The sequence below is a fragment of the Streptomyces sp. NPDC101181 genome, from assembly GCF_044767975.1.
GTDB lineage: Bacteria > Actinomycetota > Actinomycetes > Streptomycetales > Streptomycetaceae > Streptomyces.
Genome location: NZ_JBIWOX010000017.1, coordinates 111,350 through 134,275, shown reverse-complemented (window position 1 = coordinate 134,275; position 22,926 = coordinate 111,350). Strand labels below are relative to the sequence as shown.

Annotated in this window: 18 protein-coding genes and 1 pseudogene; 12 read left to right on the top strand and 7 right to left on the bottom strand. The window is 72.3% G+C overall.

Translation table 11 applies throughout. From position 1 onward, the window contains the following. Window positions 1-67: 67 nt before the first annotated feature. Window positions 68-763 carry a GntR family transcriptional regulator gene (locus ACIRRU_RS23690; protein ID WP_403683621.1) on the top strand — a complete coding sequence of 232 codons (696 nt, stop codon included), beginning with the start codon at window positions 68-70 and terminating at the stop codon, window positions 761-763. 196 nt (window positions 764-959) lie between these two features. Beyond that, window positions 960-1,610: a hypothetical protein gene (locus ACIRRU_RS23685; protein ID WP_403683619.1), complete on the top strand. Its 651-nt coding sequence runs from the start codon at window positions 960-962 to the stop codon at window positions 1,608-1,610. A gap of 242 nt (window positions 1,611-1,852) precedes the next feature. Here ACIRRU_RS23685 and ACIRRU_RS23680 read toward each other — a convergent pair whose 3' ends face one another. Then, on the bottom strand, window positions 1,853-2,710 hold the full coding sequence (locus ACIRRU_RS23680; protein WP_403683617.1) for an SLATT domain-containing protein: 858 nt from the start codon (window positions 2,708-2,710) through the stop codon (window positions 1,853-1,855). A 300-nt stretch (window positions 2,711-3,010) separates the two neighbouring features. Between ACIRRU_RS23680 and ACIRRU_RS23675 the strand changes: the two genes are divergently transcribed. From ACIRRU_RS23675 to ACIRRU_RS23640, 8 genes are all read left to right on the top strand, one after another. Beyond that, entirely contained in the window at window positions 3,011-3,355 is a 345-nt protein-coding gene (locus ACIRRU_RS23675) for a YbaB/EbfC family nucleoid-associated protein (protein ID WP_097868468.1), read from the top strand. A gap of 151 nt (window positions 3,356-3,506) precedes the next feature. Continuing rightward, window positions 3,507-4,106 (top strand): recombination mediator RecR, encoded by a 600-nt coding sequence (gene recR, locus ACIRRU_RS23670; protein WP_363202092.1) that lies wholly within the window; start codon window positions 3,507-3,509, stop codon window positions 4,104-4,106. A 224-nt stretch (window positions 4,107-4,330) separates the two neighbouring features. Beyond that, a complete protein-coding gene (locus ACIRRU_RS23665; protein ID WP_363201911.1) occupies window positions 4,331-4,990 on the top strand; it encodes a DUF5063 domain-containing protein in 660 nt (219 codons plus the stop codon). A gap of 497 nt (window positions 4,991-5,487) precedes the next feature. Continuing rightward, window positions 5,488-6,576 carry a hypothetical protein gene (locus ACIRRU_RS23660; protein WP_403683614.1) on the top strand — a complete coding sequence of 363 codons (1,089 nt, stop codon included), beginning with the start codon at window positions 5,488-5,490 and terminating at the stop codon, window positions 6,574-6,576. Between the two features lie 541 nt (window positions 6,577-7,117). Then, window positions 7,118-8,389 (top strand): aspartate kinase, encoded by a 1,272-nt coding sequence (locus ACIRRU_RS23655; protein ID WP_363201913.1) that lies wholly within the window; start codon window positions 7,118-7,120, stop codon window positions 8,387-8,389. After that, complete coding sequence (locus tag ACIRRU_RS23650; protein ID WP_403683612.1) at window positions 8,386-9,459, top strand: aspartate-semialdehyde dehydrogenase; 1,074 nt, start codon at window positions 8,386-8,388, stop codon at window positions 9,457-9,459. The genes ACIRRU_RS23655 and ACIRRU_RS23650 overlap by 4 nt, the downstream gene beginning before the upstream one ends. A gap of 272 nt (window positions 9,460-9,731) precedes the next feature. Then, window positions 9,732-10,394, top strand: a complete 663-nt coding sequence (locus ACIRRU_RS23645; protein WP_403683610.1) for a SigE family RNA polymerase sigma factor — start codon at window positions 9,732-9,734, stop codon at window positions 10,392-10,394. Further along, window positions 10,391-11,911: a hypothetical protein gene (locus ACIRRU_RS23640; protein ID WP_403683608.1), complete on the top strand. Its 1,521-nt coding sequence runs from the start codon at window positions 10,391-10,393 to the stop codon at window positions 11,909-11,911. Before ACIRRU_RS23645 ends, ACIRRU_RS23640 begins: the two co-directional genes overlap by 4 nt. Window positions 11,912-12,198: 287 nt before the next feature. On the opposite strand, the gene ACIRRU_RS23635 is transcribed toward ACIRRU_RS23640, so the two are convergent. Further along, window positions 12,199-13,143 (bottom strand): SURF1 family protein, encoded by a 945-nt coding sequence (locus tag ACIRRU_RS23635; RefSeq protein ID WP_403683606.1) that lies wholly within the window; start codon window positions 13,141-13,143, stop codon window positions 12,199-12,201. 97 nt (window positions 13,144-13,240) lie between these two features. Continuing rightward, window positions 13,241-15,370: a S9 family peptidase gene (locus ACIRRU_RS23630; RefSeq protein WP_403683605.1), complete on the bottom strand. Its 2,130-nt coding sequence runs from the start codon at window positions 15,368-15,370 to the stop codon at window positions 13,241-13,243. A gap of 146 nt (window positions 15,371-15,516) precedes the next feature. On the opposite strand from ACIRRU_RS23630, the gene ACIRRU_RS23625 reads away from it, so the two are divergent. Both ACIRRU_RS23625 and ACIRRU_RS23620 read left to right on the top strand, forming a co-directional pair. After that, window positions 15,517-16,359, top strand: a complete 843-nt coding sequence (locus tag ACIRRU_RS23625) for a class I SAM-dependent methyltransferase (protein ID WP_403683603.1) — start codon at window positions 15,517-15,519, stop codon at window positions 16,357-16,359. 78 nt (window positions 16,360-16,437) lie between these two features. After that, window positions 16,438-16,860: a nuclear transport factor 2 family protein gene (locus tag ACIRRU_RS23620; RefSeq protein WP_403683694.1), complete on the top strand. Its 423-nt coding sequence runs from the start codon at window positions 16,438-16,440 to the stop codon at window positions 16,858-16,860. Window positions 16,861-16,931: 71 nt separating this feature from the next. On the opposite strand, the gene ACIRRU_RS23615 is transcribed toward ACIRRU_RS23620, so the two are convergent. From ACIRRU_RS23615 to ACIRRU_RS23600, 4 genes and pseudogenes are all read right to left on the bottom strand, one after another. Continuing rightward, complete coding sequence (locus ACIRRU_RS23615) at window positions 16,932-17,756, bottom strand: SGNH/GDSL hydrolase family protein (protein WP_403683601.1); 825 nt, start codon at window positions 17,754-17,756, stop codon at window positions 16,932-16,934. 733 nt (window positions 17,757-18,489) lie between these two features. Continuing rightward, window positions 18,490-18,933: pseudogene (locus ACIRRU_RS23610) on the bottom strand (molybdopterin-dependent oxidoreductase); the annotation flags it as partial. Between the two features lie 104 nt (window positions 18,934-19,037). Next, complete coding sequence (locus ACIRRU_RS23605; protein ID WP_403683599.1) at window positions 19,038-21,920, bottom strand: molybdopterin-dependent oxidoreductase; 2,883 nt, start codon at window positions 21,918-21,920, stop codon at window positions 19,038-19,040. Continuing rightward, a complete protein-coding gene (locus ACIRRU_RS23600; protein WP_403683597.1) occupies window positions 21,917-22,765 on the bottom strand; it encodes an FAD binding domain-containing protein in 849 nt (282 codons plus the stop codon). The genes ACIRRU_RS23605 and ACIRRU_RS23600 overlap by 4 nt, the downstream gene beginning before the upstream one ends. Window positions 22,766-22,926: the final 161 nt, after the last annotated feature.

The window sequence follows — 22,926 nt, the reverse complement described above, 5'->3', positions numbered from 1 at the left end:
GTACAGGTGACCCTGGCCGGAAACACTCGGCGGACGGGGTGCGCGGCGACGGACGAGAGGCACCGGCATGAGCCCGAGCGGAGGTGTGACCCGCAGTACCCTGCGCCAGCAGATCGCCGACGCGCTGCGTGACGAGGTGCTCGCCGGGCGTCTGCCACCGGGCCGGGAGTTCACGGTCAAGCAGATCGCCGAACAGTACGGGGTCTCCGCGACGCCCGTGCGCGAAGCCCTCTTCGACCTCTCCGCGCAGGGCCTCCTCTCCTCGGATCAGCACCGCGGCTTCCAGGTCCGCGAGTTCAGCATCGCCGACTACCGCGCGATGGCCGAGGCCCGGGGCCTCGTCGTCGAGGGCCTCTTCCGCGATTCCGCCAACCGGGTCGCGGTCCGCCCCGAGGGCCTCGCCTCGGTCCGGCGGCGGGCGGCGGAGGCGGTCCGCGCGGCGAGGAGCGGCGACCTGGACGTGCTGATCGGGTACGACCTGCGGTTCTGGCGCGAGCTGGGCCAGTTCGTGCTCAACCCCTACATCGCCGACTTCCTCGCCCGACTCCGCGTCCAGGCCTGGATGTTCGCCGTACACCGGCTGCGCGCGCAGAGCGGCGACGCGCTGGACCCGAGCGTGCTCTGGGGCGGACACGAGGAACTGGTCGAGGCCATCGCCCGGGGCGACCACGAGCAGGTCCACGCCACCCTGCACTCCTACTACGAACACGCGCTCTTCTGGGCCGACCGCCTGGAGGCCCGGGAGAACACGGGCCGCGCGTAACTCTCCGCACCCACAGGGTTCGCATCCGCAGGGTTCGCATCCGCAGGAGGCGGGGCGGGCGCGCGCAACTCTTCGCGTCACCGGGCGCGCGGCGCGTGACCTCCGGACCCGGGCGCTGTGCGCGAGGTTCCCCCCGCATTCGCCCCGCATTACGCTGTCCCGACGATCGCCCGAACCCGTTGGAGAGCGAGACTTCGTGGCCTGTGACCTGTGGCTGGTCCCCCTCGTCGACGTGCTGTGCCACAGCGCCGACAATCCGTTCGCCGAAGAGATCGCCGTCTACGACAAGGCGTTGGACGACGCGGGGCTGCCGCCCGTCCCCGTCTACGCGTACATGCCGGGCCTCAGCGGAGACGTCGCCCCCGTGGCGGGCTTCGACTACGACGCCCTGCACTTCCTGCGCCGCGCCTACCTGCTCCAGCTGAGCGGCCTCGCCGTCACCCCGGCCGCGGGACTGGACGGGGAGTACGAGCAGTTGCTGGAGATGTTCGAGCAGGGGGCGCAGCAGTCGCACCTGGTCTGGCACTACGACCACGCCGGGGCGTACGTCCCGGTGGACTTCCCGGCGCCCCTCTCCGACGACGCCCTCCTGGCGGGCGGCGGTCCGCTGGGCTCCGCGCACGGGCTGCTGCGGGAGCTGGAGTTCGTCGCCCCGGCCCTCGGTATCGACCCGGCCAACCCCCCGGCCGCCCCGCAACCGCCCGCGGGCCCCACGGCCCTGGAGGAACCGGCGCACCCCGCCCCCCACGACGACAGCCCCTTCGCCCGCGAACGCCACGTCTGGCTCGGCCTCCACGCGGCGGCGACCCGCAGCCTGGCGCAGGGCTCGATGATCGTCTTCAGCTGACCGCTCCCATCAGCTGACCCCTCCCATCAGGGGCCCCTCCCGCCAGGGTCTCTCCCGCCGGGCCCCTCCCATCAGGGCCCCTCCCGCCGGGGACCCGCGGCCCGGGTACCGGAAGCCAGCCGGGCGCTCCGCGGGCCGGGAGGGTCACATCAAGCCTGTCCGGCGCTTGAGGACCGGGCGCCGGGGCGGCGGGGCGCCGGGGCGGCGCCCCCAGGGACTACGGGGGCGCCGCCCCGGAAACCTCACCGCGCCCCCGGCTCCGGCGGCCGCTGCCGAGGCATGTTCGGCCGGGTCGCCACCGGCGGCATCGAGAACCGCCCCGCCGCGGCCCCCGGCTCCGACCGCCCCCCGATGCTCCCGGCCGCAAGTGCCTGCACGCCCATCGGTGCGGGCCCGGCCCGGAACTCCACCATCCAGTCCGCCGTCTCCGACCGCACCAGGTCGGTGACGTCCTCGGAGAACCTCCGCAGCACCCCCAGGCACCGCTCCGACGCCTCACTGGCCGTGCCCTCCGTCGGCCCGAGCGTCTCCCGTACGCACTCCGACGCCCAGTCGAACTGGAGCACCTGGAGCCGCCGGTGTACGGCCTGGGCCGTGGCGAGGTTCCTCATCCAGCCCGAGGTGAGGCCGAAGTGCCGGTCGCAGGCCATGCAGGCGGCGCCGAGCAGCAGGGAGAGATAGCCCCACCCGGCCGAGCCGCTCAGCGCACCGGTCAGGTCGAGCAGCGGGAGGGCCGCCCCGGCGATCAGCCCGAGGGCCGCGCCCAGCCGCAGGGCCCGAGCCCCCCGGCGCTTCCGGACCCGGTCCAGGAGATACCAGTCGGCCGTGTCCAGGGCCCCGGCCTCGACCCAGCGGTACAGCTCGTCCAGCCGCTCGGCGTGCTCGCCCCAGTCCCCGAGGGGAAAGGGGCGCCCGGTCAGGTCCCGCCCGCCGGTGCGGCCCGCGGCACGGCCCGTAACGCCGTCCGCAGCCCCGGCCCCGGTCCCTGCCCCGGTCCCGTTCTCGGCCCCGGTTGCGGAGCCGTCTGCTCCGTTCTCACCGGATCCCGCGTCGGACTCCTTGCGGGGCGGCCCCTCGGGCTGCATCTCCGGCTGACTCACCGGGGCACTCCTCTGCACTCTGACGGACGGGACGGCTCCCATGGCATCACCCTGCGTCACGGAATGTGTACGCTCGTGTGTCGATGCGCATGCCCTTTCCTACCGCCGAATGGTGGGCTGTGGAGCCGAAATCTCGGGTTTTCCCCCTGGGCAGGGCCGCTGGTCAGGTATAGGAGCCCTCACGGCGGTTCCGGAATCTCACCCGAAAGAGTTGGCCGCCGGCGGGTGGAGCGCGGCGACCGGGGAGCACGTAGGCTCGGCATACCGAAACATTTGTCGTCGAAAATGCCAGGAGTGACCGTGATTCCCGGTGGTGGCCAGCCCAACATGCAGCAGTTGCTCCAGCAGGCCCAGAAGATGCAGCAGGATCTCGCCACGGCTCAGGAGGAGCTGGCGAGGACCGAGGTCGACGGACAGGCGGGCGGCGGTCTGGTGAAGGCCACCGTGACCGGCTCCGGCGAGCTGCGGGCCCTGGTGATCGACCCGAAGGCGGTGGACCCGGAGGACACCGAGACGCTCGCCGATCTCGTCGTCGCGGCCGTCCAGGCGGCCAACGAGAACGCGCAGGCGCTCCAGCAGGAGAAGCTCGGCCCGCTGGCCCAGGGCCTGGGCGGCGGTGGCGGCATCCCCGGCCTGCCGTTCTGAGCCGACCGGCCTGCCGTTCTGAGTCGACCGGCCGAGCGGCCACCGGCTGGCCGGCTGACCGTTCGGCTCTGAATCTGACCGGCTGACCGGCCTACTGGTACCGACCCGTACCCACTACGGTACGGAGCAGGAAGCGAAGAGAGGCGTTCCGTTGTACGAAGGCGTTGTTCAGGACCTCATCGACGAACTGGGCAGGCTGCCCGGCGTCGGTCCCAAGAGCGCGCAGCGGATCGCCTTTCACATCCTCCAGGCCGAGCCCACCGACGTCCGCCGGCTCGCGCACGCCCTGCTGGAGGTGAAGGACAAGGTCCGGTTCTGCGCCGTGTGCGGCAATGTCGCACAGCAGGAGCAGTGCGGGATCTGCCGGGACCCGCGCCGCGACGAGAGCGTCATCTGCGTCGTCGAGGAGCCCAAGGACGTCGTGGCGATCGAGCGGACGCGGGAGTTCCGGGGCCGCTACCACGTGCTGGGCGGGGCGATCAGCCCCATCGAGGGCGTCGGCCCGGACGATCTGCGCATCCGTGAGCTGCTGGCCCGCCTCGCGGACGGTTCGATCACGGAGCTGATCCTCGCGACCGACCCCAACCTGGAGGGCGAGGCCACCGCGACGTACCTGGCGCGGATGGTCAAGCCGATGGGCCTGAAGGTGACCCGGCTGGCCAGTGGTCTGCCGGTCGGCGGCGATCTGGAGTACGCCGACGAGGTCACCCTGGGCCGCGCGTTCGAGGGGAGGCGACTGCTGGATGTCTGAGACGACCACGGCGACTTCGGCCTCCACGCTCACCATGGCCACTTCGGCCATCACGGCGACTTCGGCCTCCACAGCCTCCACGGCGACTTCGGCCTTCACGCTCACCATGGCCACTTGGGTCGTGCACCCCTACCCGTACCGTTCCCGGCTCGCGCACTCCCGGCCCTCGCATCCCCTGCCGTCCGCTCCACCGTCTGTGACCGCGCCCACGGAAGGGCCCTTCGATGTCTGACGCCACGCTGAACTCCGTCACGCAGGACCCGGGCGACTTCGCCGTCCAGATCGCGGACCAGATCAAGACGTTCATCGTCGCGGTCACCGAGGTCTCCAAGGTCGAGGAGCCGGAGGAGGCCGTTCCGGTCCTGCTCCTCCAGGTTTCGCAGCTGCTGCTCGCGGGTGGCCGCCTCGGCGCCTACGAGGACGTCGTGCCGGACGAGCGCTACGAGCCGGACCTGGGCCCGGAACCGGACGCGGACCGGCTGCGCGAGCGTTTCGCGGCGCTCCTGGAGCCGATCGACGTCTACTCCGAGGTGTTCGACCCGTACGAGCCCCGCAAGGCCCCCGTCCCGCACCGGATCTCCGACGACCTGGCCGACCTGGTCACCGACCTCTCCCACGGCCTGGCGCACTACGAGGCCGACCGCACGGCCGAGGCGCTGTGGTGGTGGCAGTTCTCGTACTTCTCCAACTGGGGCTCCACCGCCTCCGCGGCTCTGCGCGCCCTCCAGTCGTTGGTCGCCCACATCCGCCTCGGCCAGCCCCTGGCCGAGTTGGACGGCCTGGACACCGACCAGGACCCGGGCGAGGACGACCTCGCCGAGGAGGCGGGCCGTGTGATGCTTCAGGAGATCGCCGGACCGCTGGGCCTGCGCCCGGTGAAGTAGGGCCTGCGCAGGACGGTGAAGTGGAGCCTGCGTAAAGCTTCTTGCCCTCGCGTTCGCGCGTGAGGGCTGACACCACGGATGAACGACCGGACGGGCCTGGCGGTGAACCGCCAGGCCCGTCCGCGGTTTTCGCAGGTGCGCCCGAGGCTCAAGCCCCGAGTCCCGTGCCCCGGGCCCCGAGGCGCGAGCTCCGGGCTGCGGGCTCCGAGCCCTCTTATGAAGGAATGGGTGGTGGGGTTCAACCCACCCACCCTCCCTTGCCGCTGTCGTCCGCCGTCTCCCGGTGTCTGCCGGGTCAGGTTCCGAACTGCGCTGTGTGCTGCGCGAGTTCGACCAGGGGTGACGTTTAGTGACCGGGTTGCGCCGGAGCGTAGGCACGCTCTAGGTTCACGATCAGCAACCCCACTACTCGTAAAACGGACAACCCCGGTGGTGCTCACAACACCGACCGGGGTCTGACCGTCAGAGATCGCACCCCTAAGAAAGAAACGATCCCCATGGCTGCTGCCCACCATAGTGCTGCCCTGCGCGCTCCCGCCCACCCCATGGCGAAAGCCGGGTACGGAAAGCGTGACGCTCCCGACCAGGCGCCGCCGCGCGCCACCGACTTCGCCGGTCTGGAACCGCGTGAGGCGGCCATCGCCGCGTACCTCGACCGGCTCCCCGAAGGCGCGGCGATCGGCTACAAGGTGCTCGCCGAAGAGCTGCCGGACTACGGTCAGCAGGCGTGCCGCAGTGCGCTGGACCGGCTGACCCGGGCCGGGCACCTGCGCCGCATCAAGGTCCATGTCACCGTGGCCGACGGCCAGATGCGCTGGGTGACGCGCACGTACTTCTCCCGCACCGCCCGCGACGCCGACTGGTGGGCCGCCCATGTGCGGTTCGTCCGGGGCCTGGACGCGCCGGGACAGCCCCCGGCTCCCGCCCCTGCCGCCACCGACGTGCCCGGTGCCGCCGCCTCTGCCACCGGTGCGCCCGGTGCCTCCGGTGCGCCCGGTGTCTCCGGTGCACCTCGTGCCTCCGCCGCCGGTGCGTCGGCCGCTGGGAGTGCGCCGGAGCCCGGTGTACGTGCCTCGCGCTCGGATGCGTACGCCGTCCTCGCCGGGCTCGGCCGCCGCGAGCCCCGGCTCCAGCTCTCCGAGAGCGAGTGCGCGGAGCTGGAACACCTGGCCGGGGAGTGGCTGGCGCGCGGCGTCGGCCGCGAACAGATGATCCGGGCCCTGACCTCGGGCCTGCCGGAGTCCGTGCATTCCGCCCGACCCCTCCTCCGTAAACGACTGGAGACCAAGATGCCGCCGACCCCCGCGCCCCACCCGGAGAAGGACCACCCGGGCGAGCAGATCGTGGGCGCCGTGATGATGTGCCTCTTCTGCGACGAGGACGAGACGACGACCACGCTGGACCACGGCGTCTGCCGCGACTGCCGCGCCGACATCGCCCGCGACGAGGCGGCCGGTCTGACCGGTGACGTACCGGACACCTTCCTGGCCCGGCCGCGCGGCGGTGTCGACGTCGCCGCCCGCGTGGCCGAACTCCGCTCGGCCACCGCCCGCCCGGTGCTCCCGGCCCCGAGGCCGCGCCGATGAGCGTACGGGAGATGCCGGTCGCGGCGCCATGGAGGCGAGGAGGCGACGCCATGACCCCGGCCCTTCGGCGCGGTCGTCGAACTGCCCGAGCCGGTCGGCTTCCCGCTCGACACCGACAAGCTCAAGGAGTACGCGGACTGACGCCGACCCGGAGCGGAGCCGTAAGCGGCCTGAGGCCGTACGCGGCGGACTCACGCCGTACGTGGCCAGGCGAAGCCGTACGCGGCCGGGCTGACGCCGCACGCGGCCGTACCGAAGCCGTGCGCGGCCGGGACCGAAGCCGTACGCGGGCCGTGCGGCGAGCGGTCCGGGTACGCCGCCTGACCGCCCCCGCTGGCCGATCCGCGCCCGATCGTGTGGGCTGGGACACAAACGGGAGTGCTCCGTATCCGGGCTGGGCAGCAGCCCCGTACGAGCGGTTCGGGGCGACACGCCGTACCAGGTGCTGAGCGGGACATCTCACCATCTGGTAAGGACGGGTCGATTCCGGGCTGCTCGTTAAACTGAGCCGACCGCATTAATGACTGAGCGAGGAGCGCACGTGGGCCTTGTCGTGCAGAAGTACGGAGGCTCCTCCGTAGCCGATGCCGAGGGCATCAAGCGGGTCGCCAAGCGAGTCGTCGACGCCAAGAGGAACGGCAACCAGGTGGTTGTCGTGGTGTCCGCGATGGGCGACACGACGGACGAGTTGATAGATCTCGCCGAGCAGGTGTCCCCGATGCCCACCGGCCGGGAATTCGACATGCTGCTGACCGCGGGCGAGCGGATCTCCATGGCCCTGCTGGCAATGGCGATCAAGAACCTGGGCCACGAGGCCCAGTCGTTCACGGGCAGCCAGGCCGGTGTCATCACCGACTCGGTCCACAACAAAGCGCGCATCATCGACGTCACCCCGGGCCGCATCCGGACCTCGATCGACGAGGGCAACATCGCCATCGTCGCCGGGTTCCAGGGCGTGAGCCAGGAGGGCAAGAACATCACCACCCTCGGCCGCGGCGGGTCGGACACGACCGCCGTCGCGCTGGCCGCCGCGCTGGACGCCGAGGTCTGCGAGATCTACACCGACGTCGACGGCGTCTTCACCGCGGACCCCCGGGTCGTGAAGAAGGCGAAGAAGATCGACTGGATCTCCTTCGAGGACATGCTGGAGCTGGCCGCTTCCGGCTCCAAGGTGCTGCTGCACCGCTGCGTCGAGTACGCCCGCCGTTACAACATCCCGATCCACGTCCGCTCGTCCTTCTCCGGACTGCGCGGGACCTGGGTCAGCAACGAACCGCAAGGGGACCAGAAGGTGGAGCACGCGATCATCTCCGGAGTCGCCCACGACGTCTCGGAGGCCAAGGTCACCGTCGTCGGCGTCCCGGACAAGCCGGGCGAGGCGGCCACGATCTTCCGTGCCATCGCGGACGCCGAGGTCAACATCGACATGGTGGTGCAGAACGTCTCCGCCGCGTCGACCGGCCTGACGGACATCTCCTTCACCCTCCCCAAGGCCGAGGGCCGCAAGGCCATCGACGCCCTGGAACGGACCAAGGACTCCATCGGCTTCGACTCGCTGCGCTACGACGACCAGATCGCCAAGATCTCCCTGGTCGGCGCGGGTATGAAGACCAACCCGGGCGTCACGGCGGGCTTCTTCGAGGCGCTGTCCGACGCGGGCGTCAACATCGAGCTGATCTCGACATCCGAGATCCGCATCTCGGTGGTCACCCGTGCCGACGACGTCAACGAGGCCGTGCGCGCCGTGCACACCGCCTTCGGGCTCGACAGCGACTCCGACGAGGCCGTCGTCTACGGAGGCACCGGCCGATGACGCAACACCGCCCCTCGCTCGCGGTCGTCGGTGCGACCGGGGCGATCGGCGGTGTCATGCTCCGGATCCTCTCGCAGCACGCGGACGTCTGGGGTGAGGTCCGACTCGTCGCCTCACCGCGCTCGGCCGGCCGCAAGCTGGTCGTGCGCGGTGAGGAGAGCGAGGTCCTCGCGCTCGCCGAGGACGTGTTCGACGGCGTCGACGTGGCACTCTTCCTGGTCCCGGACGAGGTGTCCGCCCGCTGGGCCCCGATCGCCGCGGCCAAGGGCGCCGTCGTCATCGACGACTCCGCCGCCTTCCGGCTCGACGACGACGTGCCGCTGGTCGTCCCGGAGATCAACCCCCATGCCGCACGGCTCAGGCCGCGCGGCATCGTCGCGTCCCCGAACTGCACCACGCTGTCGCTGATCGTCGCGGTCGGCGCGCTGCACGCCGAGTTCGGCCTCCGCGAGCTGATCGTCTCCTCCTACCAGGCGGTCAGCGGCGCGGGCCGGGACGGCGTCGCCGCCCTGCGCGGACAGCTCGCTCTGGTGGCCGGTACGGAGCTGGGCACCCAGCCCGGCGACGTACGCCGCGCCCTGGGCGCCGAGGCCGCCACCGCCGACAGCCCGTTCGCCGCGCCCGTCGCCCTGAACGTCGTGCCGTGGGCCGGTACGGACGCCGGGGGCGGCTGGTCCTCCGAGGAGATCGCCCTCCGCGAGGAGTGCCGCAAGGTGCTCGGCCTGCCGGATCTGAAGACCACCGCGACCTGCGTCTACGTCCCCGTCGTCGCCACGCACTCGATGTCCGTCCACGCGCGCTTCGAGAACGAGGTCGCCGTCGACAAGGCCCACGAGATCCTGGCGACCGCGCCCGGCGTGGTGCTGTTCGACAGCCCGGCGTCCGGGGACTTCCCGACCCCGTCCGACGTGGTGGGCACCGACCCCACCTGGGTCGGCCGGGTCCGGCGCTCGATGGACGACCCGCACGCACTGGACATGTTCCTGTGCGGGGACAACCTCCGAAAAGGTGCCGCTTTGAACGTGGCGCAGATCGCGGAGTCCGTCGCCGCCGAATTTCCCCGGGCCTGATCGAACCTCATTTGTAGAATCTGTGAACGCCCTATGAGCAATTTGCTGGTCTGTACCTCTTGAGCTGGGCCGTCGTCGTATCCGACGATGATCTCCCGGCCTCCTGCAACCGCATCTCGGCCGGGCTGCGTCTATGCCGTCACTTCTTGCGCGGCGGGACGCGACCACGGGGCATTCGGGGAAGAGCGGGTAGGTATGAGGGCATGTCGCACAGCGCTGAACGTGACGCGGTCCGCGTACAACCCTGACGGGGGGCGGCGTGTCCAACAGGCGTGGCAGAGGTTCTCGACATCACTGTGGTGGGTCCGTTGCGAGGCGCGTCCGTGCGTCCGCTCCGGCGGCCCCGCGCGCCCGGCGGTATGCCGGTGATCGCGCCCATGCCCGCCGCCCGCCCGGCGCAGTTGCCCATGCAGCGCGGGGGTGCTGAGGAGACGGTGGCAGCTGGAACCACGGTCGACCACCTCACCGAGACCTACCGCGCCCACTACCGCTCCCTCCTCGGCCTCGCGGCCCTGCTGCTGGACGACACCGCGTCCTGCGAGGACGTGGTGCAGGAGGCGTTCATCCGGGTGCACTCCGCGCGCAACCGGGTCCGTGAGCCCGAGAAGACCCTGGCCTACCTCCGGCAGACCGTCGTCAACCTCTCGCGCTCCGCGCTGCGCCGCCGCATCCTCGGGCTGAAGCTGCTCTCCAAGCCGATGCCGGACATGGCGAGCGCGGAGGAGGGCGCGTACGACCAGCTGGAGCGGGACGCCCTGATCAAGGCCATGAAGGGGCTCCAGCGGAGGCAGCGCGAGGTGCTGGTCCTGCGCTACTTCGCGGACATGACGGAGGCCCAGGTCGCCGAGACGCTCGGTATCTCCCTGGGGTCGGTCAAGGCGTACGGTTCCCGGGGCATCGCGGCGCTGCGCGTCGTGATGGAGGCCCAGACATGAGCGGGCCCGAGCGCCGGGACGAGCAGCACAGGCACGAGAACGACCCGACGGGAAACGGAATGGTGAACGACGGGCCGGAGAAGACTCCGCACGCCGATCCGGAACGCTCGCACGACGACAGCGCGAAGCCCGGCCAGGGCGACCACGCCCACCCGGACGCCGAGAACCTGACGGCCGCCGAGAGCAGCGCGGACGAGGCGGGCGCTGAAGGCGGCGGTGGGGGCGGCGCCAGCGAGGCGGGCGCTGAAGGCGTGCCAGGCGCCGGGAGCGGCGCGTCGGCCGAGGGCGCAGAGGAAGCCCGGGGTGCCGAAGGCGGCGGTGTGGGTGGCGCCAGCGAGGCGGACGCTGAAGGCGTGCCAGGCGCCGCGAGCGGCGCGGTGCCCTGCCCGACCGACCTCTTCGCCGGAGTGCGCGGCGCCACCGACTCCGATGGGCCCGCTCGCGGGGAGCTCGGGGACGAGGGGCCCGTGGCCGACCGGCCCGCCGAGGGGCCCGTGGCCGGGGGGCCCGCCGAGCTGGACGAGGTGGCCCTGCGCAGGATGCTGCACGGGGCTGTGCGTCAGCTGGAGCCCTCCGACGGGACCCTCGACCATCTGCACCGGGCCGTCCCCGCCCGCCGGGCCAAGCGGCGGCAGGCCGTCGTCGGTGCGGCCGCGGCGGCTCTGCTGATCGGCACCGCGGTCCCGGCCTTCGTCCACGTCGCCACCTCCGAAGGGCCCTCCGACGCGCGCCCCGCCATCGCCGGACACGGAGAGCAGGCGCAGGGCGGCAATGGGGACGAGCCCAGCCCCGAGGAGCACGACGCGGCGTCGGTGGCGCCCTCGGAGCGCGAAAGTGAGGGCGGCAAGGGCGAGCCGGACCCCTCCCGCAGCCCCTCCGCGGGACCGGGCAGCGACCCGGACGCCACCGCGACGGGCGGCGGCGAGGCGTCCGACACCGCGCGCGCCGGAATCGCGTCCGTGCCCGTCTGCGACCCGGGCCAGCTCGGCGTCGCCTCGGCGGGGGCCGACGCCCCGGGCTCCGACGGCACTGTCTACGGCAGCTTCAAGATCGCCAACGTGTCCGGCGAGGACTGTACGGTCAGCAGCAACGGCACCGTCGGCTTCACCGCCATCGGCGCGGCGGACCCGCTCAAGATCAACGTGGTCCAGCACTCCGCCGGCGGCGCGGCCCCCGGCTTGCCCGACCCCGCGCAGGAGCCCGGCTCGGTGCTGCTGAAGCCGTCCATGGCGTACGAGGTGAAGTTCGCCTGGGTGCCCGCCGACACCTGCCCGACCGTGGGGCCCTCACCGAGCCCCACCCCGACGTCGGACGGTGCGGGCGGGACGGGGGGCGAGGGGAACGCCGGGCACTCCGGCCCGGACGCCCAGTCCCTGCGGGAGGACGGTGGCGGCATGGCGGAGGGCAGCGTCTCCGTGAGGCACACCCCGGAGGCGGGCGCACCCACTGCGGAGACCGTGATCGCCAACGCCTGTTCCGGCACGATCTACCGCACCGGTCTCCTCGCCACCTCCTGAGCCCCGGCCGCTCCTCCCGCCCCCGGGGGGGGAGGGTGCGGCACGGGGGACGAGCCCGGTGCGGCGGACCATCCGAAGAAGCGCGGCCGAAGACGTACGCCGATGCCGGGACCGAAGTCTGCACCGCCACCGATCCCGATACCGACGCCGGGACCGGGGCCTATGCCGCCGCCGAAGCTGAGGTCTGCGCCGATGCGGTCACCGAGACCGCGGTGTGCGCCGCCACCGAGCCCGAAGCCGATGCCGTGGCCGAAGTCCGCACCGCCACCGAGGCCGGGCCTGGTGTCTTACGCCTCCGTCGTCTCCCGGGACTTCGCGGCCGTACCGTCGGGGGCACCTGCCGGGTCCGCGGTGGTCGCGCTGCCCGCGGTCTCCGCGGTGCTCGCAGCCTTCCCCCCGGCGCCCGCCGTGGTCTCCGCGGTGCCCTCGGCTCCCTCGGCCCCCTCCGTGGTCTCCGGGACGAGGCCGAGGGCTACGTCGCGGACGGACTCGGCCTCGCGGCGGACGAGCCGGAACCACATGAAGAGCACGAAGGCCGCGAAGACGAACCACTCGCCCGTGTAGCCCAGGTTCTGGAAGGCCTTGAGGTCCAGCCCGCTGCCCTGCGGGGCGGCCGCGGGCACCGGCTCCATCGAACCGCCCGCGCCCCCGGCGCCGCCCGCCTCGCCCTCGGGAAGCGTCACCCACGCGTCGTAGACGTCGTACGGGACCAGGTTCACCAGGGTCGCTGCGCTGATCATGCCGATCTGACCGGAGGGCAGCCCGCCCCGCGCGTTGACGCCGTCGCTGTTGATGTTCTCGGACGCCTGGAGGTCACCGGTCACGGTGACCTCGCCCGCGGGCGCGGCGGGCACCCGGACGCCGCTCGTGGAACCGGGCAGCCACCCCCGCACCACCGGCAGCGCCCTGCCGCTGTCTGTACGCAGCAGGTTCAGGACGTAGAAGCCCTCGCGGTCCTCCAGCTCACGCCCGGGTACGAGGAACTGGTCGCCGTACGTCCCGGTGACGACGGCCGGGCGGCCGGACGTCACCTTGTCGACGGGCAGCAGCTCGTCCAGCGGTTCGGCGGCCCGGGTGCTCGGATCGGGCTGCCTCTCCGCCTGTTCGTGCGACTGCACACGGTCCTCGAAGCGGCCTAGCTGCCAGGTGCCCATGAACACGCAGAAGGGGATGGCCAGCACGACGAAGAGGTTGATCCCCCACCACCGCGGGGTCAGCAGGAACCGGTACACCCCTCCACGGTACGGTTCCCCGCTCCGCCGCCCTGGGGCGGGGTCCACGTTTCCGCGCCTCCTCAACCGCTTCCTGCACCGGCTCCGGTACTCGCCCTCACGCCCCCTGGACGTCACCCCCTCCCGGCCCTCCCAGGTGCTTCAGCGCGAACTCCAGCTCCAGCCGCACCTGCTTGACGCGTTCCTCCACCACGAGCGAGCCGTGTCCGGCGTCGTACCGGTAGACCTCGTGCACCGCGCCGCGGGCGGCGAGGCGGTCCACGTAGTTCTCCACCTGGCGGATGGGGCAGCGCGGGTCGTTGACACCGGCGGAGATGTAGACCGGGGCGCGCACCGCGTCGACGTACGTCAGCGGGGACGAGGCCTCGAAGCGCTCGGGGACCTCCTCCGGAGTGCCGCCCAACAGCGTGCGGTCCATCGCCTTCAGGGCCTCCATCTCGTCGTGGTACGCCGTGATGTAGTCCGCGACCGGCACCGCCGCCAGGCCGAGCGCCCACGCGTCGGGCTGGGTGCCGAGACCGAGCAGGGTCAGATAGCCGCCCCACGAACCACCGGCCAGGATCAGCCGCCCGGGGTCCGCGAGCCCGGACTTCACCGACCAGTCCCGCACGGCCGCGATGTCCTCCAGCTCGATCAGGCCGACCCGGTGCTTCAACGCGTCCGTCCAGGCGCGGCCGTAACCGGTGGAACCCCGGTAGTTGACCCGGACGACCGCGAAGCCGTGGTCCAGCCAGGCGGCCGGACCGGAGGCGAAGGCGTCGCTGTCGTGCCAGGTCGGGCCGCCGTGGATCTCGAAGACCGTGGGGAAGGGGCCCGCGCCGGTGGCGGGCCGCTGCACGAGGGCGTGGATCAGGCCGCCCGGCCCCTCCACCCAGGCGTCCTCGACGGGCACCGACGGCGGGGCCTTCGCTCCCGGCGGGTCCAGCACCACCGCACCGCTCGTCGACCGCACCACCGGAGGCTGCGCGGCCGAGGACCACAGATACTCCACGGTGCCGTCGGGGCGGGCCGTGGCGCCCGACACCGTCCCGGCGGGGGTTTCCACCCGCACGGGCTCCGGGGCGCCCGGCTCGTAACGCCACAGCTCGCTGCGGGCCTCGAAGCTGTGCTCGATGAGCAGCGCGGAGCCGTCCGGATACCACTCGGCGTCCACATCGCCCGGCAGGTCGATGGGGAGGGCGGTCTCGGTGCCCGCGACCGGGTCCCAGATCATCGGCTCCCATCGGCCCCGGCGCTGGTGCCCGACGAGCAGCCGGCTGTCCCCGGCGACCGGCGCGAACCCGAGCACCGTGAGCCCCAGCTCCTTCGTGCCGCCGTCGGTGTCGTCCAGCTCGGCCACCGCGGAGCCGTCCGGGCGCACCACGCGCAGCGCCGAGTGCATCGCGTCGCCGTGCTCGGTGTGCTCCAGCGCGATGAGCATCCCGTCGTAGGAGAGGTCGCCGACCCCGGCGGACTCCCGGTGGCGGTAGATCTCCACCGGCTCCCAGACCTCCCCGGCCACCCCGCCGCCGCCCGGGGCTTCCCCGCCTCCCACGGCCGTGCCCGCGCCCCCCGAGGCACTTCCACCCGCGTCCGCGCCCACGCTGCCCGGTGTGCCCGCGCTCCCGCCCGGGTCCGCGCCGCCGTCCGTGACCGCGCCCGCGCCGCCTTGTGTGCCCGCGCTCCCGCCCACGTCCGTGCTGCCTTCCGTGACCGTGCCCGCGGTCCCGCCCGGCTTCCGCACCAGGTGGATCGTCGTGCCGTCCTCGTCGGTCGAGCGGCCGATCACCGCTGTGCCGTCGCGCCCGATGGCGAGGCCCGCCGGATAGGAGGGGGCGAGGCCCGGGGCGACGGGCTCGTCCTCCCCGCCGCCGAACGGCTGCCGCATCCACACCCCGAACTCGTCCCCGTCGGTGTCGCTGAACCACCAGATCGCCTCGCCGTCGGGCGTCAGCACACCGTCGGTCGTGCCGTTCGGCCGGTCGGTCACCTGACGCTGCCCGCCCGTCGCCCGGTCCCATGCGTACAGCTCGTAGGTGCCGGTGGCGTTGGAGACGAACAGCGAGCGGTCGGGTGCGTCCTCGGCCCAGTCGGGCAGGGACACCCGGGGCGCGCGGAACCGCTGCTCCCACTCCGGCGTGGTGGAGTGCCCCGGTCCGGCCGGTGTGGTGCGGTGATCCGGCTCGGCCGGTGCGGTGGGCTGCTCCGGGCGGGGCGGGACGTTCGGTGATTCGCTCATGCCCTCCATCCAACCCGATCGGCCGCTCCGCCGGGCAAGCCTGTGGACAACCTTCCGCCGGACCTCCCTCGGCCCTTCCCCAGCCCGCACCGATCCGCCCCCAGCCTGTGGATAACCACTCGCAGCCCGACCGGAGCACCGATAGCTTCGGGCGCATGTACTCCCCGACACCGGACGACTGGCAGGAAGCCAACCGCGCCCGCTGGGACGAGCGGGTGCCGATCCACGCGGCGAGCGACTTCTACGATCTGGCGGCGTTCCGGGCGGGCAGGGACGCGCTGCGGCCCTTCGAGCTCGCGGAGGTCGGCGACGTCACCGGCCGGTCCCTGCTGCACCTCCAGTGCCACATCGGGCTGGACACCCTGTCCTGGGCGCGGCACGGGGCGGCGCAGGTCGTGGGCCTCGACTTCTCCGAGCCCGCCGTCGAGACCGCCCGCGGCCTGGCCCGGGAGCTGGGGCTGGGGCCGGACCGGGCGGCGTTCGTCGCCGCCGACGTGTACGACGCGGCGGCCGCCGTTCCCGACTCCGCCTACGACATCGTCTACACCGGGGTGGGCGCGCTGAACTGGCTGCCGGACATCGTGCGCTGGGCGGAGACCGCCGCCTCGCTGGTGGCCCCGGGCGGGTTCCTCTACCTCGCGGAGTTCCATCCGCTGACCGACGCGCTGGACGACGCGACCGGGTCCGTGGTCACCGACGACTACTTCAGCCGGGACGCCTGGGTGGACGAGACGCCGGGGACGTACGCGGACTTCGATGCGCCGACGGTGCACAACCGCAGCGTCGAGTGGCAGCACCCGGTGGGCCAGGTGGTGACGGCCATCGCGGCGGCGGGGCTGCGGATCGAGTTCCTCCACGAGCACGACGCCTCGCTCTTCCCCCGGTTCGGCACGCTGGAGCGGCACGCGGACGGCCACTACCGCTTCCCGGCGGACCGGCCGCGTATTCCGCTGATGTACTCGCTCAAGGCGTCGCGTCCCGCGCGGCGTCGGGGATAACCGCAGCTCAGCCCGGTGCCGCCGGGCTTTTCCGGCCGATTGTCAGTGGTGGGGGTCACACTCGATTCCATGACCGACATGACAGGCGGGGGCGACATGACTGGTGGGACGACGGCAGCGTTGCGCGCGGCGGTGGAGAGGTACTGGGCGGCGGCGGAGGACCGGCAGTGGGACGCGTTCGCCGCGACCCTGGCCGACGAGGTGGTTTACGAGCTGCCGCAGACCCGGGAGCGGATCCGCGGCAAGGAGCGGTATCTCCGGTTCAACGAGGAGTATCCGGGTGACTGGCACGTCCGGGTGGAGCGGATCGTCACCGACGCGGAGGGCCGCCAGGCGGCCGCCCGGACGGAGGTCACCGTGGCCGGGGAGGAGCCGCAGGAGCTGGACGCCATCCACTTCTTCACCTTCGACGAGCAGGGGCTGATCGTCGGAGTGACGGACTTCTGGCCCGAGTCGTACGAGCCTCCCGCCGGGCGCGAGCATCTGGTCGAGCGCTACTGACACCGACGGCGGCCCACCGGTCGCCCGGTGAACCGCCGCGAGGTGTTCTGATGTGTGGCCGTGCTCGGCGGCTAGACCGCTGCGCGGAAGGCGGGCAGATAGCCGCCCGACTGCCCGGCCGCCTTGGGGTGGTACGAGTTGTAGACGGGCACGGTCACGCTGTGGAGCCAGGCGTCTCCCGAGCACAGCTCGTGCCCGGTGAACTCGTCCACCACGCTGGAGAAGGTGAACCCGGCGTCGGCGGCCCGCTTGGCGAGAACGTCGTTCAGCACGTCCGACGCGTTGTTGATCGCGCCACGCTCGGTCTCGGTCAGCCCGGCGATGCAGCTGCCCGACAGCTGGTAGAAGCGGGGGTATCCGAGCACCACGACACGGGCCTGCGGGGCGCGGTCGCGGATGCTGCCGTACAGGGAATCGAGGTTCGCGGGAAGGGAGTTGTTCATCCGGCCGACAGCGGCGTCCACGCTGTCGAGGCAGACGGCCTCGCTCGACAGCACGCAGTCCTGCATGACGTCGGCGAACCCGATGTCATTGCCTCCGGCCGTGACGCTCACCAGGGACGTCGACGCGCTGAGCACGCCCAGCTGACTGCTCGCCACCGAGGAGGTCGTCGCTCCGGAGCAGGCGACGAAGTCGAACGAGGCGGGGGAGTTCGCCGCCGCCCAGAGATGCGGATAGGCGTTGGTGCTGCGCCGGCAGTCACCGCTGTCGGAGATGTAGTCCCCGGCGCCGACGCCCGAGGAGTAGGAATCGCCGAGGGCGACGTAGCCGCCCGCCGCGGACGGGTCGGCCGCAGCGGAGGAGCCCGCCGCAGAAGCCGGACCGGCGATCCCGAGGGCGGCGACGGCGGCGAGCGCCAGAGTGGAGAGGGATGCCCGAAGCCTTCGTACTGACATGGCTGCCAGCCCTTCGAAGTGTGGGGGACGGGTGGGGGGTTGAAGGGAACGAACCAGTTTCTAGCAGCTCGCGGCACCCACTGGTCATGCTCACGCGAGAAGTCGTCTGATATGCCCGAAGGATTGTTCGGCAGGCCGTGCTCCGCGCGTAGATAAACCTCAATGACGTGACGGAGTAGGCAAGTTCAGGGGGGTGTTGTGTGTCCGAGGGGATGCGGCGAAGGCGCCGGAGGACGCGGAAAGCGGCGTGTGGGCGGCCCTTGGCGGCGGCGGACGCCCGGTGTCCGGCACCGGGGCGCGACAGCAGGTTCAGCCGGACGGCTCAACGCGCGACGGAACCGGTCGGGGTGCCAGGCCCGGTCGACATGGCGGGAGCGGGACCGGTCGAGGCGGCGAGATCGGTCCTCGTGCCGAGGGTGGTCGGCGTGGCGGAAGAGGCCTACGGGGCGACGCCCTCGACGCCATCCGGGATCGGCCGCAGCACCGCAAGCCCCGCCGAGGGCCGTACACCCGAGGGCCGCACCGCCGAGGGCTGCCCCGCCGAGGGCCACACGGCCGAAGGCTGCGACACCGAGGGCTGCCCCGCCGAGGGCCGGACCGCCGAAGGCTGCGACACCGGGGGCGGCACCGAGGATGGCGTGAAGGGCGGAGGTGAGGATGCGGCCCACGTCGGCTCCGGCGACGACGCCGAGGGCATCGCTGCGGGCATCTCCCCGCACGGGAAGGAGGCGTGCCCCACCCACACGCGGGTGATCGCGCTGATGTACCGCGCCCCGCACCGGTCCCACGGAACCACCAGCTGGCTGCCCTCGGGGTCGAGAGGCCTGCCGTCCATCGTGGTGGCGAGCAGGACGGGCGCGCCGCCGAAGTCGGCGTCGATCTCCGCCCAGGAAAGCACCGCGTGGTGCCCGTCGCCGCCGGTGACCGCCAGCAGGAAGCGCGCCCGGTCCTTCCGCCGGTGCACGTCGAACGCCGGGCCCGCGTCCGCGACGACCTCCCGCAGCAGCGGCCCCTCGAAGGTGTGGTGCTGCGGGCCGTCGGACGCGCAGTCGAAGGTCACCTCGGCGCGGTGCTGCTCCCAGCCCCCGCGCAGATCGGTGACCGTCAGCGTCACCGGCCGGCGCACCTCGCCCGCCAGCGTGAACGGCCGTGCCGTCGCGCCATCGACATCTGCCATGCCTTACGTGATGCCCGAAGTGGAGACCGGGGAACCCAACAGGACCTCAAAAGCCAGGGAGAAAGGGGATATTCATGGCAACAGCCAGCTGTGAGGCGGCAAACTCATGGCATCCGTGGCTTCCTCCGCGCCTCGTCGAGCGCCTGCCACACCCGGTCGCGGGTCAGGGGCAGCTCCGTGAACCGGATCCCTGTAGCGTCGCGCAGCGCGTTGGCGAAGGCCGGGGCGACCGGGTTGAACGAGCTCTCGCTCATCGACTTCGCGCCCAGCGGGCCGATCGCGTCCGAGGTCTCCATGAAGTGCACCTCGGTGCGCGGAACATCGGCGTACTGCGGCAGCCGGTAGCGGCGGAACGCGACCGTGGTCACCTCGCCGCGCTCGTCGAGCGCCACGTTCTCGAAAAGCGTCGCGCCGAGCGCCTGGGCCACCCCGCCCTCGACCTGCCCCCGGCACTGCATCGGGTTCATCACCTTGCCCGCGTCCGCGGCGTGGACGCTGCGCAGGATACGGATCTCGCCGGTGTCCGGGTCCACGGCCAGCCGGAACCACTGGGCGTTGAAGGCCACCGACCGCGGCGAACCGCCCCAGTGCCCCTCGGCGAGAAGCTCCCGCCCCGCCGTGCGGGCGGCCTGGAACAGCTCCTTGAGGCTGATGTCCTGCCCGGCGCACACCACCGCGTCCGCCGTCAGGCGGCAGTCGGCCACGGCCACCCCCAGCTGCCGGGCCGCGAGGTCCAGGAGCTGCCCGGCGAGCGCTTCGGCGGCCCTCAGCACCGCCTTGCCCGCCACCACCGTCCCGGCCGAGGCGAACGCGCCCGTGTCGTGGCGCACCACGTCGGTGTCCGACTGCCGGATCGCGATCCGGTCCACCGTCGTGGACAGCGCCCCGGCGGTGATCTGCCGGTGGACGGTCGTGGTCCCGTTGCCGAACTCGGCGGTCCCGACGGCGATGTCGTACGTACCGTCGTGGAGCAGTTTCACCGTGGCGTCCGCGAAGTGGCCGCCGGGCGGTCCGGTGGCGATCATCGACATACCGGTGCCGTGCCCCACGAGCCACCCCTCCGGCACATCATCGCCGGACCCGTGGCCCTCCCGGGACCCGTTCCCCTCCCGGGACCCGTTCCCGCCCCGCGACCCCTCCGCGCCCTCGGACCTGTCCCCGTACCCGTCCGCGCCCCCGGGTCCTTCCCGGTCGCCGGACCTGCCTCCGCCCCCGTACTTCCGGATCGCGTTCCGTACCACCTGGAGGCACTGGTCGAGTCCGTAACTGGCGATCTCCAGGTCCTCCTCCTCGCCTCCCGGGCTGACCATGTGCTCACCGGGGCCGATGATGTTCCGCTCCCGGAAGACCAGGGGATCGACGCCCGTGCGGCGGGCCAGCTCGTCCATCACCGACTCGACGGCGAAGACGACCTGGCCCAGGCCGTAGCCACGGAAGGCGCCCGCCGGGACGGAGTTGGTGTAGACGGAGAAGGCGTCGACCTTCTTGTGCGGGGCGCGGTAGACGGCCATCGACTCGCCGACGCTGTGGAACATCACCGCCGGGCCGTGATTGCCGTACGCCCCCGTGTCCGCGACCACGCACAGTTCCAGCGTGGTCAGGGTGCCGTCCGCCCGCGCCCCCGCCCGTACGCGGACGGAGAACGGGTGGCGGGTGGTCGCCCCGTAGAACTGCTCGGCGCGGGTGTACTCCAGCTTCACCGGCCGCCGCAGCCGCATGACGGCCAGTGCCACGATGTCCTCGACGATCATCTCCTGCTTCCCGCCGAACCCGCCGCCGACCCGGCCCGCAAGTACCCGTACCTGCTTCAACTCCAGGTCGAACAGCGCGCACAGGGCGCGACGAGTGAGGAACGGGGTCTGGGTGCTGGAGCGCACGGTGAGCCGTTCCGTACCGTCCTCGCCCTGCTCGTACCAGGCCACCGCGCCGTGCGTCTCCAGGCTGCCGTGCTGGACGCGCTGGGTGCGGAAGGACTCCTCGTGGACGACGTCGGCCTCGGCGAAGCCGTCGGCGACCGAGCCGATCTCGCCGTGCACCTCGCCGACCACGTTGTTCTCGGGGCGGGCGATGCGCGACGCGGGGCCCTTGTCGTGGATCACCGGGGCGCCCGGAGCCATCGCCTCCTCCGGGTCGGTGACATAAGGCAGTTGCTCGTACGTCACCTCGACGCGGCGGCACCCTTCCTCGGCCGCCGCCTCGCTGTCCGCGACCACGGCGGCGACCCGCTGGCCGATGTAGCGCACGGTGTCGTCCAGCAGCCGGGTGTCGTCGGGGTCCTCGGTGGGGTGCTCGTGGCGGGCGGTGGAGTAGAGCCGCTCGGGGGCGTCGTGATGGGTGAGGACCAGGTGCACGCCGGGGACGCGCAGGGCGGCGGCGGTGTCGATGGCGACGATCCGGGCGTGCGGGTGCGGGGAGCGCAGGAGCTTCATGTGGAGGAGGCCGGGGACGTCGATGTCGAAGGTGTAGCGGGCGGTGCCGGTCACCACCTGGGGTCCGGCGGGCGCCCCCAGGTTCCGGCCGACGGCCTGGCCCGCGCCCGGCTCCTCGGTGTGCCGCACTCCGCGCACGGCGTCCTCGATGGCCCGGTAGCCGGTGCAACGGCAGATGTTGCCCTTGAAGGCCCGGGGGAGGTCGTCGAGCTGTTCGGCGTCCAGCGCAGCCGTCGTCATCAGGTACCCGGCGGTGCAGAACCCGCACTGGAAGCCCTGCGCGTCGAGGAATTTCTTCTGTACGGGGTGGAGTTCGCCGTCCGCGTCCGCCAGTCCCTCCACCGTGGTGACGGCCCGGCCCTCGGCCCGTACGGCGGGGTAGAGGCAGCTGTGCACCGGTTCGCCGTCGACGTGCACCGTGCAGGCACCGCAGTCACCGGCGTCGCAGCCCTTCTTGACGCCGAACCAGCCGCGTTCGCGGAGGTAGGTGCGCAGGCACTGACCGGCGCGCGGTTCGTCCTCGAAGGGCTTGTCGTTGATCCGGATCGAGTACGTCATCGGGGCCCTCCCGGGGGCGGTGCGTCGGCGGTCGCGGCGGTCAGCTCGCGGCGGATCTCCTCGGCGAAGCGGAGCGCCATGTGCCGCCGCCACGCGGGCAGTCCGTGGATGTCGTCGAACCAGTCGTCCGGGCCGACCGCCGCGTCGATCGCGGTACGCAGCGCCTCCCGGGCGGGCGGCAGCGGGAACCAGAAGCGGAACGGCCGTACGGTCGCCGCGCTCACCGTCACGCTCAGCGAACCGTCCACCGGGTCCAGCACCCCGACGACCAGCGCTCCCGACCGCCCCAGCCCGTACAGCGAGGCCTGGCGGAACGCCGTACGGGCGGCCACCGCGCGGGCGGGCAGGGTGATGGAGCGCAGCAGTTCGCCTTCACCCAGGTCCTTGCGCCCGGCTCCGACGACGAAGTCGGCCACCGGAGTGCGGCGCAGCGAACCGTCCTGGGCGCGCAGCAGGCACATCCCGTCCAGCGCGCTGGTCAGCGAGATCATCGGCCCGGCGGGCAGGGCGTTGCAGAGGTTCCCGCCGACGGTCGCCATGTTCCAGATCTTGAACGAGGCGAGGAAGGCCCGGCAGCACTGCTCGACCAGGGGAGCCGCTGGGGCGGACCACACCCTCCCGAAGCGCGACAGCTGCGCGATCGTGCAGGTCGCGGCGATCTCCAGCGAGCCGTCGGGCAGCTCCCGCACCGGCTCCCAGCCCATCCGGCTCAGGTCGACCAGGCGGCGCAGACGCGGCTGCGGTTCGGAGAAGAGATAGGTGCCCCCGCCGAGCCAGGCGTCGCCCGGCCGCCAGGGAACGGGGCGGCGGGCGTCCCGTACGTCGAGCACCGTGTTGAGGTCCATGCCCGCCAGTGAAGCCCCGCGCCGGGGGGCCGCACGACTGGTTCGCCGTACGGAAATACCTCAGGCCACCGCCGCGTGTTCGGAGGATCAACCAAGAGGTGTTCACCTCTTTCTGCCTGGCATTTACGATGCAATGACTCGCATCGACCTCGTGAATGTGA